The sequence below is a fragment of the Clostridium sp. genome (genome assembly GCF_034179595.1).
In the GTDB taxonomy this organism is placed as follows: domain Bacteria; phylum Bacillota; class Clostridia; order Clostridiales; family Clostridiaceae; genus Clostridium.
In genome coordinates, this window is the sequence record NZ_JAXFPT010000005.1 from 1 (window position 1) to 14,997 (window position 14,997).

The following is a 14,997-nucleotide window of genomic DNA, read 5'->3' on the forward strand; positions in this document are numbered from 1 at the left end:
TTCAGCTGACTGATACTAATAGGTCGAGGGCTTGACCAATAAAAAGACGATCAACAAAAATTCATGTGCAATTTTCAGAGAACAATCTGAAATCTGGTGATGATGGCATAGAGGAAACACTCCTTCCCATTCCGAACAGGACAGTTAAGCTCTATAGCGCCAATGGTACTGCACGGGAGACTGTGTGGGAGAGTAGGACGTTGCCAGGTGAGTAATGAAAGAGATAGTTTAATTACTATCTCTTTTTTCTTTATTTAAAAATAAATTCTTTATGCCGCCAGATAAGATTTTGCAGTGTTTTATTCCTATTAATTTTGCGTATAAAAAAATAATTGGACTTCTTAATCTACCTCTAGAACAGCCAATTACTATAGGAAGCTTTCCGTTATTTGATAGAAGTAATAGATTTGCTTTTATATAATTTCTATTTCTATATAAACTTATTAATATTATAGGTATAGCTAATGGATAAAAACGTTTTATTCTCATATGATTATATTCATTTATTACTGGAATGTTATATTGAAATAATTTCATATTATTAAATTCAGATCTTGTTCTTACGTCTATAGTAATTTCATTAGTTATATCTTTAAATTTAATAAACATCTAAATTGTCTCCTTGAATTGAAATTATATTTTGTTTTAGTTTATTATATTCTTTAAAGTATATTGAATAATAAAAATACTAATAAATATTTATAAGCAAGTATTATTTTTATATGTGAAAGATAGAAGTAATTATTATTAAAGCAATAGAAGAAATTTATAGGTTTTTAATGCTTAATATTTGATTTATAATATTCTTTTAGGAGGAGAGAAAAATATGTGTAGATCGATAGATAATTTAAAAGGAAAAGTTGTTAAACATTTTAAGGGAAAATTATATTTAGTGATGGATGTTGCAAAACATTCTGAAACAATGGAAGAATTAGTTGTGTATAAAGCTTTATATGGTGAATTTGGGATATTTGTTAGACCATTAGATATGTTTTTAAGTGAAGTAGATAGAAATAAATATCCTGATTGCAAACAAAAATATAGATTCCAAGAAATTAATGATGAGGATATCAATAAGATAAAAGAAAGTTTAATTTAATACATTATTATTAATAAATCGTTTATATAATTAACTAATAATATAATATTTAATAAAGTGTTGATAATGTAAAAATACAGTATTATATTTGTTTTTTAATTCTAAAAGGATTTTTTGCGTGGTATCATATAAGATAAGTAGAAGAAATCAAATGATTAGGAGGTAACAATGGGAAAGGAATATACTTTTGATCATTGTAATCAAGGAAAACCAATATGTGCGAGAAATATATCAATATTTTCTTCACTATCTGATTTAGAGTTAGCAAATATAATTAAATTAGTAATTAAACGAGAATATATAAAAGGTGAGGTACTTTGCAGAGAAGGTGAAGTGTCTGATAACCTATTTCTTATAAGAGATGGAAAAATTAAAATTTCAAAGGTAACTAAAAGTGGTAAGGAACAAATATTACATATTTTAACTAAAGGAGACTTCTTTGGTGAGGCAAATTTATTTGATGATAAAGAAAGTACTTTTACAGCAACTGCAATAAGTAATGCAAAAGTAGGTACATTATCAAAATCTAATTTAGAGCAAATATTAAAGATGAATCCTCAAATATCAATGAAAATTTTAAAAGAGTTATCTCATAAGCTTGCAGAAACAGAAGAGTTAGCAAAGTTTCTTGCAACTAAAGATGTAGATGCTAGAATAGCAAGTATGCTTTTAGAGTTTTCTAATAAATTCGGGAAATTAGTTGATGGAAAAATGCATATTGATCTTCCTTTAAATAGAGAAGATATGGCTAATTATTGTGGGGTTACTAGAGAAACTATAAGTAGAAAGTTATCTAAATTCGAGAATGAAAATATAATTGAATTAAAAGGAAATAAAGTAGTAATAATAAAAGACATGGATTTAATTAAAGATTTGTCTGAATAAAATATAATTATATTTATATAATGAAGTTAGTTTTAATGAACTAGCTTTTTTTTATTGCAATTATTTATTTTAAAAATAAAAGTTTTTGATTTAAATCATATTACTTTAATAAGATTTAAATTAAAATTAGGTTAGTTTGAAGCGAGAGATATTTATAAATAGTGAGGAGAGATTTTTATGAGTAAATTAAATAAAGAACAAAAATTAGGAGAAATAGTAGCTGAATTCCCAGGAGCTGCAAGAATTTTTAATGAAAAAGGAATAGATTACTGCTGTCATGGAGATGTAACTCTTGAAAAGGCATTAGTAGATAAGGATATAGAAGTAGCAAGTTTTGTAGATAGAATAAATAAAGAATATGATGAATTTTTAAATTCAAAGGAAGAATATATTGATTGGAGAAAAGAAGATCCAAATAAGTTAATAGACAATATAGTTAATGTACATCATGCTTTTACATTTAGAGAACTTTTAGAAATAGATCAATTATTATTAAAGATATTAAAAGTACATTATCATCATAGTGGAGAAGAATTAAAGACAGTTCATAGATTATTTGGAGCATTAAAGGTAGAGCTTGAAGAACATCTGATAAAAGAAGAAGAAGAATTATTCCCAATGATAAGAGAATACACTAAGAATCCATCTAAGGAATTAAGAGATTCAATCATGAAATTCATTGGTGTAACTGAAAATGAACATACAGGGGCTGGTCATATACTTCAAGATCTTTATAGAGAAACAAATGGATATAAGACACCAGAATGGGCTTGTACAACATTTAAATTAGTGTATAAGAAATTAGATGCATTAGAAAAAGATTTATTTGTTCATATACACAAAGAAAATAGCATTTTATTTAAAGAATTTTAATTTTAAGAGGTATTAAATATGAAGCAAGAAAGAATTGATGAATTAACAAACGTATTAAGAAAGTTAAATACAGCTAATATATCACCTGAGTTAAGAAGAGAAGCGCTAGAAATAGTTAAAAATATAGACCCTGTGGAATTATCTATAGCTGAACAAAAGCTAGTTGATGAAGGAATGAATCCTAATGATTTAAGACATTTATGTGATATACACATGGAAGTTTTAAAGGATGAACTTGAAAAAATAAAAAATAGCTTAGAAGTTGGACATGTTGTTAATACACTTATAGTAGAACATGATAAAATATTAGAATTTTTAACTAGATTAGAAGAGTTAAATAGTGAAGTTCAAAAGTTAGATTCTCTAAAGGGTAATGAACAATATATTGATGAATTAAAGGCTACTATAGATAATATAATAGCAGCTGAACCACATCATAAGAGAGAAGAAGATGTTTTATTCAAAGAATTAGAAAACAATGAAATTACTGGTCCAACTAGAATTATGAGAATGGAACATGATGATTTAAGAGCTAAGAAAAGAGAAATTAGAGAATTATTAAATTGTATAGAATACGTTCCATTTGATGATTTTCAAGAAAGGCTACAAGATTTAACATCTTATTTAATATTTAATTTAAGAGACCATATATTTAAAGAAAACACAATTTTATATCCTACAGCATTAGAAAGCTTAAAAGATATAGAACTTTGGGAAGATATGAAAAAAAGATGCGATGAAATAGGATATTGTAGCTTTACTCCAAAAGAAATAATTTAGTAAATATGGAAATTAAAGATGATTTGTAATAGAATTTTTAATAAACATTAAACAGTAACAAATGTTACAGAAGAATTTATGTTATGAGAGTATACTGAGTATTGTAAGCAAGTGCTTACAAAATCTAAAGATAAAAACATAAATATAAGAATATAAAAATCATCTATAATTATAAATTTTAATAATTGAATATAGGAGGAATTTAAAATGTCAATGTTTTGTTATCAATGCCAAGAAACTGCAGGATGCAAAGGTTGTACTGTAGTAGGTGTTTGTGGTAAAAATGAAGAAGTAGCAAAGATTCAAGACCTTTTAATTTTTGTAACAAAAGGATTAGCTACAGTATCAAATGAAGGTAGAAAAGTAGGAGTTATCGATAAGAGAGTTGATAGATACATAACAGAAAACCTATTTGTAACAATAACAAATGCTAACTTCGATTTTAAAGCAATCGAAAATAGAGTTAAAGAAACTTTAGTTTTAAGAGAAGAATTAAAGAAAAAGGTACAAGCTGCTGGCGGAAACCCTGTAGGAGATGACTTCCATGGATGTGCAACTTGGACTGCAACTACAGAAGAAGAAATGATGGAAAAGGCTTCAAGCGTAGGAGTTCTTTCAACAGAAAACGAAGATATAAGAAGCTTAAGAGAACTTATAGTATACGGATTAAAAGGTATGTCAGCATACATGAAGCATGCTATGAACTTAGGGTATAATAATGAAGATATACACGGATTTATGGCAAAAGCTTTAGTTCAAACTTTAAATGATTCATTAACTGCTGATGAATTAACAGCATTAGCTTTAGAAACTGGTAAGTTTGGTGTTGATGGTATGAGTTTATTAGATTCAGCAAACACAGGAACTTATGGACATCCAGAAATAACTAAAGTTGATATCGGAGTTAGAAACAATCCTGGTATATTAATCTCAGGACACGACTTAAGAGATTTACAAATGTTATTAGAACAAACTAAGGGAACTGGAGTAGATGTTTATACTCACGGTGAAATGTTAGCTGGACAATACTACCCAGAATTTAAGAAATATGATCACTTTGCAGGAAACTACGGAAACGCTTGGTGGTTACAAAACAAAGAATTTGAATCATTTAATGGACCAATCCTTATGACAACTAACTGTATTACACCAGTTAAGGATTCATACAAAGATAGAATGTTCACAACTGGAACAGTTGGATATGAAGGATGTGCTCATATAGAAGCGGATGAAAATGGAAACAAGGACTTCTCACAAATAATAGAACTTGCTAAGAAGTGCCAAGCTCCAACTCAAATAGAAGAAGGAGAAATTGTTGGTGGATTCGCTCACAACCAAGTTTTAGCTTTAGCTGATCAAGTTGTTGATGCTGTTAAGAGCGGAGCAATAAAGAGATTCTTCGTAATGGCAGGATGTGATGGTAGAGCTAAATCAAGAAACTACTACACTGAATTTGCAGAAAAATTACCAAAGGATACTGTAATTCTTACTGCAGGATGTGCTAAATACAAATATAACAAATTAGATCTTGGTGATATCAATGGAATTCCAAGAGTATTAGATGCAGGACAATGTAATGACTCATACTCATTAGTAGTAATAGCATTAAAACTTGCTGAAGTATTTGGATTAGACGATATAAATAAATTACCATTATCATTCAATATAGCTTGGTATGAACAAAAAGCTGTAATAGTATTATTATCATTATTACACTTAGGTGTTAAGAACATACACTTAGGACCAACTCTACCAGCATTCCTTTCACCAAACGTAGCTAAAGTATTAGTTGAAAACTTCGGTATTGGTGGAATCACAAACGTAGAAGATGACATGAAAATGTTCTTTGAAATGTAATTTAAACTAAATTATTCATCTAAACAACCGTATAGACATATAAATATAGATTATGAGATAGCATGTTTAACATGCTATCTTTTTTATAACCTATATTTATTATTTTCACATTCAAGGAGGAAACATCTAAATATTTTAGCCATAATTTTGTTTTTATTAAATATCATTTCAGGATGCCATTGAATACCAAGTTTAAAAGAACCATCTATATTTTCAACTGCTTCTATAACATTATCATCAGATATTGCAGCTACTTTAAGACCTTTACCTAATTTTTTTATACATTGATGGTGATAAGAATTTACTAAAATATTTTTTCCAACTATTTTAATTAAATTTGTATCTTCTTTTATAGTTACTTTATGAGTAACTTCATATTCTAATGCATTTTGATTATGCTTAATAAAACTTCCTTGTATTAGTGAAATATCTTGATATAGTGTTCCACCATGAGCAACGTTTAATATCTGGTTTCCTCTACAAATACCAAGAATAGGCTTATCTAACTTTTCAAATTCTTTTATTAGGTTAATTTCAAATTCATCTCTTTCGTTAAGAGTTTTTCCAAGTTTTAAGCTAGGATTTTCAAAGTAATTTAGAGGATTTATATCATAACCACCAGAAAGTAATAAACCATCTAAAAGTCTAGCATAATTTTTTATTATTTCTATATTATTGGTTATTGGAAGAACAAAAGGTATACCATCTGAATAAATAATAGCATTAATGTAGTTTTCATTTAGTGAAATAATTCTTCTACCTAAAAACCTTTCTGAGCTATCAAGTGTAAGAGATGCAGATATACCTATAATTGGTCTAATATTCATTTTATACTCCTCCTTAGTTAGTGATAGTCACTATATTTATATGCTAAATAAAGTGGTTATGATAAAGCTAGATGTTATATAAGTAAAATACGTATAAAAAAATAAATATATAAAAAAATATTCGAATAATACTTGATTTAAATTAAATATTATATTAAAATTTCCATATAAGGGTTATAAAAACGAGAAATATCGAATATTAACTTAAGATAAGCTTCTTATGTTAGGAGGATTTTGAATGAATTATGATGTAATAATAGTAGGAGCAGGACCAGCGGGTATTTTTACTGCACTAGAATTAAATAAGAGAGAACCAAATAAGAGGGTACTAATAATAGAAGCAGGTACAAGTATAGATAAAAGACATTGTCCTAAGAAAAAAACTAATAAATGTGTTTCATGTAAACCATACTGTCATATAACAACAGGTTTTTCAGGGGCTGGGGCATTCTCTGATGGGAAGTTATCATTAAATTATGAAGTAGGCGGAGATTTACCAGAACTTATAGGTAGCAAAGTAGTTCAAGAATACATAGATTATACAGATAAGATATATCTTGAATTTGGTGCAGATAGCAGAGTAGAGGGGCTAGATAATTTAGAAGCTGTAAAAGAAATTAGAAGAAAAGCTATTGAAGCAAATCTAAAGCTTGTTGATTGTCCTATAAGACATTTAGGAACAGAGAAGGCACAAGAGATTTACTTAAAGATACAGCAACACTTATTAGATAATGGAATAGAAATGAAATTTAATACTTTAGTAGAAGATTTAATAATAGAGAATGGAAGAATTAAAGGTGTTAAAATATTAGATTCAATAACTAAGAAGGAATGTGAAGAGCTTTATTCAGATTCTGTTGTTGTTGCAACGGGAAGAAAAGGTGCTGATTGGCTTAATGATATGTGTATAAATCATAATATAGAACATAAAGCAGGTACTGTAGATATTGGTGTTCGTGTTGAGCTTAGAAATGAAGTTATGGAAAGTGTAAACAAGACTTTATATGAATCAAAGCTTATTGGTTATCCAGCTCCATTTAAGGATAAAGTAAGAACATTCTGTCAAAATCCAGGGGGATTTGTTTCACAAGAAAATTATGATAACAATATGGCAATAGTAAATGGACATTCATATAAAGATATAAAGTCAGATAATACTAATCTTGCTATACTTAGTTCACATAACTTTGAAGAGCCTTTTAATCAACCTATAGAGTATGGAAAAAAGGTTGCAGAGCTTGTAAATATGCTTGGTAATGGAAGTATATTAGTTCAAAGATATGGTGACATATTAGCAGGAAAGAGAACTTGGCAAAAAGAGCTTGATAGATCAAATGTAAAGCATACTCTTCCAGATGCAGTAGCAGGTGATTTAACATCAGCTATGCCATATAGAACAATGACTAATATAATAAACTTTATAGAGGCATTAAATGTAGTAGTTCCTGGTTTTGCAAGTGAAGAGACACTTTTATATGGACCAGAAATTAAATTTTATAGTAATAAGGTTATAATAGATAAGAATTTTGAGACAAGCATTAATGGGTTATACTGTCTAGGAGATTCTAGTGGTTGGACTAGAGGTCTTATGATGGCTTCAGCTATGGGTGTAATGATGGGAGAAAAGTTAGCATAAAAAATATATAGTATTGAGAATATTATTTGAAAAGATTTAGAATTATTTTCTAAGTCTTTTTATTTGTAAAAATATAAGAGATAAAAGAACTGCGCTAAAGTTATTTAATAAGTGTAACTTTAGCGCAGTCTTTTTTAAGCATGTAATTTAGGGATTAAATCTATATAAATTTATATTTAATAAAGGGGGCACAAATTTATATATTTTTTTGTTCCGTTCTATGGTTTAATCATAATACTATGAAATATTAAATGCAAAGAATGTAAATTTTAAAAAAGTAAATATTAAAGATAAAAAAATAAATAATATAAAGGAAATAGATTGATTAAATAATAAAATATCAAGAAAATACTATATTTATTAAATGCGATTGTTATAAAAGCTTTGTAAGTAAAAGCTTTGTTACATATTTTGAATTTATTTTAAGAAAAAAATTTAAACATAGATTGAGATATAGCCCTTAAGTTAGTATTTAAGCCAATTTTATCAATAATAAGTATTATTAATTTTTGAATGCAAATAATAGTTTAGCCATATATGTAACATAAAATATTTATATTTTAAGCAAAAAAATACCAATTAGGCTTATGGAGTTTAAAAAATTAAATTTTTAAAATAACAAATGTATATTTATTATAACTTTAATAAATATAAGAAAATGCATATCAAGCAATAGAATTTTATTTTATATATAGGATAAACTAAGCAATGAGATATTAGACAAATATATATAAATAATACAAATATAAATAAAAATTTATATAATATCTTTATTTTATTAACAATTTAATTATTATACTTTGTTATAATTGTATAATTATACAGATAAATTTATAAAATTAATGAGGAAATATAAATGAAAAAGAAGAAATTAAGCTTCCCAACAGCATTTACGGTATTATTTATTGTATTAATTCTATCAGCAGTTTTAACTTATATAGTTCCTGCTGGGTCATATGCTAAGCTAGCTTATAATAAAGAAGATAATAACTTCACGATAACTATGCCTGATGGGAAAACAAGTGCTAAACCAGCAACACAACAAACTTTAGATCAATTAGGAATAAAAATAGGGCTAAATAAATTTGTTGATGAAAGTATAAATAAGCCTGTAGCTATACCAAATACATATGAAAGGGTAAAACAAAAGCCACAGGGTATAAAAGAGGTTATAGAAGCACCAATACAAGGTACATATGACACTATCGATATAATAATGTTTATATTAATTATAGGTGGAGTAATCGGAATTTTAAATGCAACAGGAACATTTAATGCAGGTATTGCTAGCCTTTCAAAAGCTACTAAAGGAAAAGAATATATATTAATTATATTATTAAATGTTTTAATAGTAATTGGTGGTACAACTTTTGGTCTTGCAGAAGAAACTATAGCACTTTATCCTATATTAATGCCGATATTCTTAATTGCAGGATATGATGCGATAGTGTGTATAGCAACTATATATATGGGTTCATCTATAGGAAGTATGTTCTCAACAGTAAACCCATTTTCATCAGTTATAGCATCAAATTCAGCAGGTATTAATTTTACAGAAGGATTATCATTTAGAATAATTGGATTAGTAATAGCAACAATTATAACTTTAGTTTACATAATCAAATATGCTAATAAAGTAAAGAATGACCCAAGTAAATCACTTATATATGATCAAAAGCAAGAAATTGAAAAGAGATTTTTAAATGAATCAATAAAAGATGTTCCTAAATTTACATTTAGATTAAAATTAATGCTTATTATATTTGCATTAGCTTTTGTTGTAATGGTATACGGTGTTTCAATGAAGGGATGGTGGTTCACAGAAATGACTGCATTATTCCTTATTGTTGGTATAATACTTGGATTTATATCAGATTTAAATGAGAAAGAATTTGTAAATAATTTTGTAGCTGGAGCAGGTGACTTAGTAGGAGTTGCACTTGTAATAGGAGTTGCAAGATCTATAAATTTAATTCTTGAAAATGGTCAAATTTCAGATACTTTACTTAATTATTTCTCATTATTAGTTAATAATATGAATGGTTCAATATTTATAATACTAATGCTTGTAATATTTATTATATTAGGATTCTTTATTCCATCTTCTTCAGGTCTTGCAGTATTATCTATTCCTATTATGGCACCACTTGCAGATACAGTAGGACTTCCAAGAGATGTAATAGTAAGTGCATATCAATTTGGTCAAGGATTAATATCATTTATAACTCCAACAGGTCTTATATTAGCAACATTAGCTATGGTTGATGTTACTTATAATAAGTGGCTTAAATTTATAATGCCATTAATGATTATTGTAGCAGTATTTGCAGCAGCATTATTGTTAGTTCAAGTACATTTTTAAAAAAACAAAAACTCATCATCTTATTTTTAAGATGATGAGTTTTTATTTTAAGCTTTTTTACTCTTAACTATTATATTTAAGAATGAAGCTGAAACAATTACTATGTATCCAATTACTGAAAAAATATCTGGAATTTCATTAAATAATATAAATCCATATACAGCAGCTATTATTAGAGAAATATAATCAAACATAGATATTTCAGATGCTGGAGCATTTCTATAGGCAAGAGTTAAAAATACTTGTCCAAGAACAAAACAAAGACCAGCAATTATAAGATATATTATATTTGATAGAGTAAGTGCCGATGTATTAAAAAACATAAATGGAGCACAAACTATTGTTGCAATTCCTGTAAAAGATAAAATAACAGTAAAGAAATCTTCTTTATCTCCAATAACTCTAATCATAGTATATGCAAGACCAGCGGAAGCTGCAGCTACTATTCCCATAAGTGATGGGATTACTGAAGAATTAAAATGAGGTTTAATTACTAATAAACTACCACAAAAAGCTAAAAGCAAGAATATTAATTGCTTTCCTGTAATCTTTTCCTTTAAATAAAGGAATGAGAAAATTATTGTAAAGAATGGGCTTAATTTATTTAACATGGTTGCATCAGATAATAATAAATGATCTAAAGAAAAATAAAATGCACATATAGATATAGTACCCATTAAGCCTCTTAAAAATAGGTATTTTCTATTGCCTTTATGTCCTAAAAATAATGCCTTTCTTTTAATTATAATTATGCAAACTATTACTGTTGCAACAACATTTGTTAAGAATGTCTTTTGATAAGGAGTAACTCCAGAGGCTAGTTTACCAAATACATTCATAGTAGTAAAAAAGAAAGCGGATAATACCATAAATAATATAGCTTTTCCTTTATTACTAAGTAATTTAGACAAATCACATGACCTCCTAACTAAAAATATTTTCAGTTTTATATAAATTATACATTTGTATAAAGCTAAAACTAAATAATATTGTACATTAATAATAAAGAAAAGTTAAGTAGGTGTAGAAATACAAATAAATAGTATAAAAAATATAAAATTATATATAAATTAAAAGAAAAATAAAAAATAAATAAATATAAATCTAAAAATATAAATATACAAAAATATTTTATTTCTTATATCTTTTCATGTTATTAAACTGATATAGACTTTCTTTAACCTTAATACCAAAAAAATTAAAATTTAAAATAAAAAGTAAAATAAGTAATTTGATTTAAAATTGTACTTTTAAAAAAATTTTTGTTTACATTTTATTAACTATTGACATAATTTATTAAATAATGGAAAATAGTTAATAGCTAAAAATTAGAATATTTTGGTTAACTTAAGCAGATGGGCGGCTAGACTACCCATTTGCTTTTTTATTTATAAAGGGAGGGAAAATATGAAAGAAATAATTAGAGATAAGAAATTTATTAAAACTATGCTAACTCTAGCATTACCAATAACTTTACAAAGTTTTATTACATCTTCATTAAATTTAGTTGATAACTTAATGATTGGTAAGCTAGGAGAAGAGGCTATTGCATCAGTTGGACTTGCTAACCAATATTTCTTTATTTTTATGTTAGTTTTAACTGGGATCAATGCTGGTGCTAGTGTATTTATGGCACAATATTGGGGAAAAAGAGATGAAAAAAACATAAAAAGTATGCTAGGACTTAATATATTTGTTAGTTTTATAGCAACTATAATATTTGGAGTAGGAGCATTCTTTTTTGCAGATAAAATAATGATGATTTTATCAAAAGATCCAAATGTTATAGCTCTTGGTTCATCATATCTTAAGATAGTATCAATTAGTTACATATTTACTAATCTAACTATGGCATTTTCATCAGCTTTAAGAAGTACAGAACAACCTAGAATAACTATGTATGCAAGTTTAATTGGGGTTTTAAGTAATGCATTTTTAAACTGGGTATTTATTTTTGGAAATTTAGGAATGCCGAGTATGGGGGTAAACGGGGCAGCACTTGCAACTATGTTAGCTCGTGGAATAGAGATGACATTTATAATAAGCATTATCTATATACAAAAAAATAAGGTTGCAGCAAAACTAAAAGAAATGATTGATTTTGATAAGAATTTTATTAAAAGATACTTTAGCGCAGCAACTCCAACAATATTAAATGAACTTATTTGGTCTTGTGGAATGACTGCATTTTCAATCGCTTATGCACAAATTGGGACAAGCGCTGTAGCAACTATGCAGATAGCAACAACTTTAAATAATATGTTTATGGTTCTTTGTATAGGACTTGCAACAGCTGCATCAATTATGGTTGGAAATAAAATTGGAGCAGGAGAAAACGAAGTTGCAATTGATTATTCTAAAAAGCTTGGATTATTATCACCAATAATAGGGTTATCTATAGGTCTAGCAATATGGTTGTCAGCTAAATTTATAATTGCACCATTTAATGTAAGTATGGAAACTTATAATGATACAATGAAAATACTTTATATTATGGGGTTATTTTGTCCAATAAGATTCTTTAATGTAGTGATGATAGTTGGAGTATTTAGAGGTGGTGGAGATACTACTTATTCAATGTTAGTACAAGCAGGAACGATTTGGGGATTTGCAGTACCAATAGCATTTTTAGGTGCTACTATTTTAAATTTACCTGTAACATTTGTATATTTCTTAATTTGCTTAGAAGAAATAGTTAAAATAATATTTGAATTTACAAGATTAAAATCAGGAAAATGGGTTAGAGTATTAGTTTAATAGAATTTATTTTGTAAATTATAAAAAGAGTAGTATCTTAATTAAGGTACTACTCTTTATTATATTGAATTTTATTATATAAACATTTAATAATTATATATACCATTTGGTGTTGAAATTACTATTTTAGCACCAGGTTCTACTTGTTGTAAAAATTCTTTCATAAATGATGGTGGTATTTCTACACAACCGGCTGTACTATGACTACTACCAGCTATACAGTGAAAATGTATTCCCCAACCTCTATAGGCTGTTTTTCTATTCATATTAAAGTTTATTGCTATTCCATATTTATATGCTCCAGGCTTATCGATTATAGCCTCTCCTCCATCAGTAGACCAGCTTTTGCCTGTAACACGTCTATCTTGCAATGTATTAAAGTACTTTGAGTTAGAATCACCTACCCACCAGTGATTAGGAGTTAATTGTGTATATTGCATTTTAGTTCCTGGATTAGGGGCCACACCAAATAACTGACCAAAGTCATAAACTCCAGTTGGTGTTGTACGATCACCTTCTCTTCTTGTGGTTGGATTACCTAATCCGTTATATCCTATATAACCATTAACATCAAATACCTTACTCCATTTACCCTTAGAATCTTTTTGGTGAAATTGAACTACTGCATTAGTACCAGTTGCTTGGACAGTGACCAATTGATTTGTTTGTTTAGATACTTTAAGTTTAGATACCCAATCAGTTTGATTTATATTAGAATTATTTTTTATAGTTGTATCTGTTTTAACGGTGTTATGCACTTCAGTGGTATTATATATTTTATTTGAAGTTAAGTATCTACTTGCAACATATCCTTCTGAATTTCCATATTTGATTTTAGACCAATCTCCTGTTTCTTGTAAAATTTCTACCTTTGTTCCATTAGGTAATATAGCTTTTATCCCATAATTTGTTCCTTTACCACTTCTGACATTAAGGTTACTTGCTGTTACATAAGCTACTTTTATTGGGGTTGGTTTTGAAGTCTTTTTGGAAGTTGTATTTATATTATTCTTATTAGTTAATTTTATAGAATTCTTGTTTGTATTCTTTGTAGTTACTATATTAGTTTTAGTCGTTTTTTCTTGAATTGGATTTGAGTTAGGTGAAATTTTTAGATATTGTTTTGAAACATACCCTTTTTTGCCGTTATATTCTATGTATGCCCAATCTCCATTTAATGTAATTACTTTAACTTTGCTACCTTTTTTTATAGTTCCTATAATTGAACTTTTTACAGAAGCAGTTTTTCTAAAATTCAAGTTGCTTGCCGTTACAGTTGCATTATAGTTACTTGTATTTGAAGTATTTTCTTTAGTTTGTACTCTATTAGGTGTTATTCTTTTAGATTGTACTTTTTTTGTTTGGATACTTTTAGATTTTATGTTTTTTGTTGTTGAGGTACAATTTAATATTGATATGTAATCATTAGAAACATAGCCTATTTTTTTATTAAGTTTAATTTGACTCCATTTTGAATTGCTTTTTAATACTTCTAATTTCTGTCCTTTTCTTACAGTACCAATTATTTTTGATGATGTATTTTGTTTTTCTCTAATATTTAATACGCTAGCAGTTACTACTACCTTAGATGAAGCGTGGGCTACTATATCTTTAGAAGAGAGTAACGTGGATCCTAAAATTGTAGAAATAGATAGAGATAAGGTTATTAAACCTTTTAATAATTTTGATTTCATAATATTACTCCTTTATCTTAAGTTAATAATTGTAAGTTTATACATATAATATATTACATAACCAAGTAATTCCTTAAATAGAATTTTTAATAAATTAATTTTAAATTCACAATTTATTAAAATAAAGTTAATATATGGTTATATCTATAGTCCTGTTTAATATTTTTTTATAATAAGATAAAGAAATTAGATTTTAAATGATATTATAAAAATTTTCTTATAAATGA

At 27.1% G+C, this 14,997-nt stretch carries 12 protein-coding genes and 1 rRNA gene; 9 read left to right on the plus strand and 4 right to left on the minus strand.

The genetic code is table 11. The features are described 5' to 3' along the window. Positions 1 to 92: 92 nt before the first annotated feature. Positions 93 to 209, plus strand: a 5S ribosomal RNA gene (gene rrf, locus SPJ33_RS00280). A gap of 19 nt (positions 210 to 228) precedes the next feature. On the opposite strand, the gene SPJ33_RS00285 is transcribed toward rrf, so the two are convergent. Further along, entirely contained in the window at positions 229 to 609 is a 381-nt protein-coding gene (locus SPJ33_RS00285) for a hypothetical protein (RefSeq protein ID WP_321115965.1), read from the minus strand. Between the two features lie 217 nt (positions 610 to 826). Here SPJ33_RS00285 and SPJ33_RS00290 point away from each other — a divergent pair, with 217 nt between their 5' ends. The 5 genes from SPJ33_RS00290 (at position 827) to hcp (ending at position 5,494) form a co-directional block, all read left to right on the plus strand. Continuing rightward, positions 827 to 1,099, plus strand: coding sequence for a DUF1653 domain-containing protein (locus SPJ33_RS00290; RefSeq protein WP_321115966.1), 273 nt, complete (start codon positions 827 to 829; stop codon positions 1,097 to 1,099). A gap of 168 nt (positions 1,100 to 1,267) precedes the next feature. Continuing rightward, on the plus strand, positions 1,268 to 1,984 hold the full coding sequence (locus SPJ33_RS00295) for a Crp/Fnr family transcriptional regulator (protein WP_321115967.1): 717 nt from the start codon (positions 1,268 to 1,270) through the stop codon (positions 1,982 to 1,984). A 177-nt stretch (positions 1,985 to 2,161) separates the two neighbouring features. Next, complete coding sequence (gene ric, locus SPJ33_RS00300) at positions 2,162 to 2,857, plus strand: iron-sulfur cluster repair di-iron protein (RefSeq protein WP_321115968.1); 696 nt, start codon at positions 2,162 to 2,164, stop codon at positions 2,855 to 2,857. Between the two features lie 18 nt (positions 2,858 to 2,875). Then, complete coding sequence (locus SPJ33_RS00305; protein WP_321115969.1) at positions 2,876 to 3,637, plus strand: DUF438 domain-containing protein; 762 nt, start codon at positions 2,876 to 2,878, stop codon at positions 3,635 to 3,637. 207 nt (positions 3,638 to 3,844) lie between these two features. Further along, positions 3,845 to 5,494, plus strand: coding sequence for a hydroxylamine reductase (gene hcp / locus SPJ33_RS00310; RefSeq protein WP_321115970.1), 1,650 nt, complete (start codon positions 3,845 to 3,847; stop codon positions 5,492 to 5,494). 83 nt (positions 5,495 to 5,577) lie between these two features. Here hcp and SPJ33_RS00315 read toward each other — a convergent pair whose 3' ends face one another. Then, entirely contained in the window at positions 5,578 to 6,321 is a 744-nt protein-coding gene (locus tag SPJ33_RS00315) for a gamma-glutamyl-gamma-aminobutyrate hydrolase family protein (protein ID WP_321115971.1), read from the minus strand. A 238-nt stretch (positions 6,322 to 6,559) separates the two neighbouring features. On the opposite strand from SPJ33_RS00315, the gene SPJ33_RS00320 reads away from it, so the two are divergent. Together SPJ33_RS00320 and SPJ33_RS00325 are read left to right on the plus strand one after the other, a co-directional pair. Next, on the plus strand, positions 6,560 to 7,957 hold the full coding sequence (locus SPJ33_RS00320; protein ID WP_321115972.1) for an NAD(P)/FAD-dependent oxidoreductase: 1,398 nt from the start codon (positions 6,560 to 6,562) through the stop codon (positions 7,955 to 7,957). An 856-nt stretch (positions 7,958 to 8,813) separates the two neighbouring features. Then, on the plus strand, positions 8,814 to 10,319 hold the full coding sequence (locus tag SPJ33_RS00325; RefSeq protein WP_321115973.1) for a YfcC family protein: 1,506 nt from the start codon (positions 8,814 to 8,816) through the stop codon (positions 10,317 to 10,319). 47 nt (positions 10,320 to 10,366) lie between these two features. On the opposite strand, the gene SPJ33_RS00330 is transcribed toward SPJ33_RS00325, so the two are convergent. Continuing rightward, the gene (locus SPJ33_RS00330) at positions 10,367 to 11,230 is read right to left on the minus strand and encodes a DMT family transporter (RefSeq protein ID WP_321115974.1); all 864 of its coding nucleotides are present in this window, start codon (positions 11,228 to 11,230) and stop codon (positions 10,367 to 10,369) included. A 496-nt stretch (positions 11,231 to 11,726) separates the two neighbouring features. On the opposite strand from SPJ33_RS00330, the gene SPJ33_RS00335 reads away from it, so the two are divergent. Then, positions 11,727 to 13,076 (plus strand): MATE family efflux transporter, encoded by a 1,350-nt coding sequence (locus tag SPJ33_RS00335; protein WP_321115975.1) that lies wholly within the window; start codon positions 11,727 to 11,729, stop codon positions 13,074 to 13,076. 86 nt (positions 13,077 to 13,162) lie between these two features. Here the strand turns inward: SPJ33_RS00335 and SPJ33_RS00340 are convergent, their stop codons facing one another. Then, positions 13,163 to 14,770, minus strand: coding sequence for an SH3 domain-containing protein (locus SPJ33_RS00340; RefSeq protein ID WP_321115976.1), 1,608 nt, complete (start codon positions 14,768 to 14,770; stop codon positions 13,163 to 13,165). Between the last annotated feature and the right edge of the window lie 227 nt (positions 14,771 to 14,997).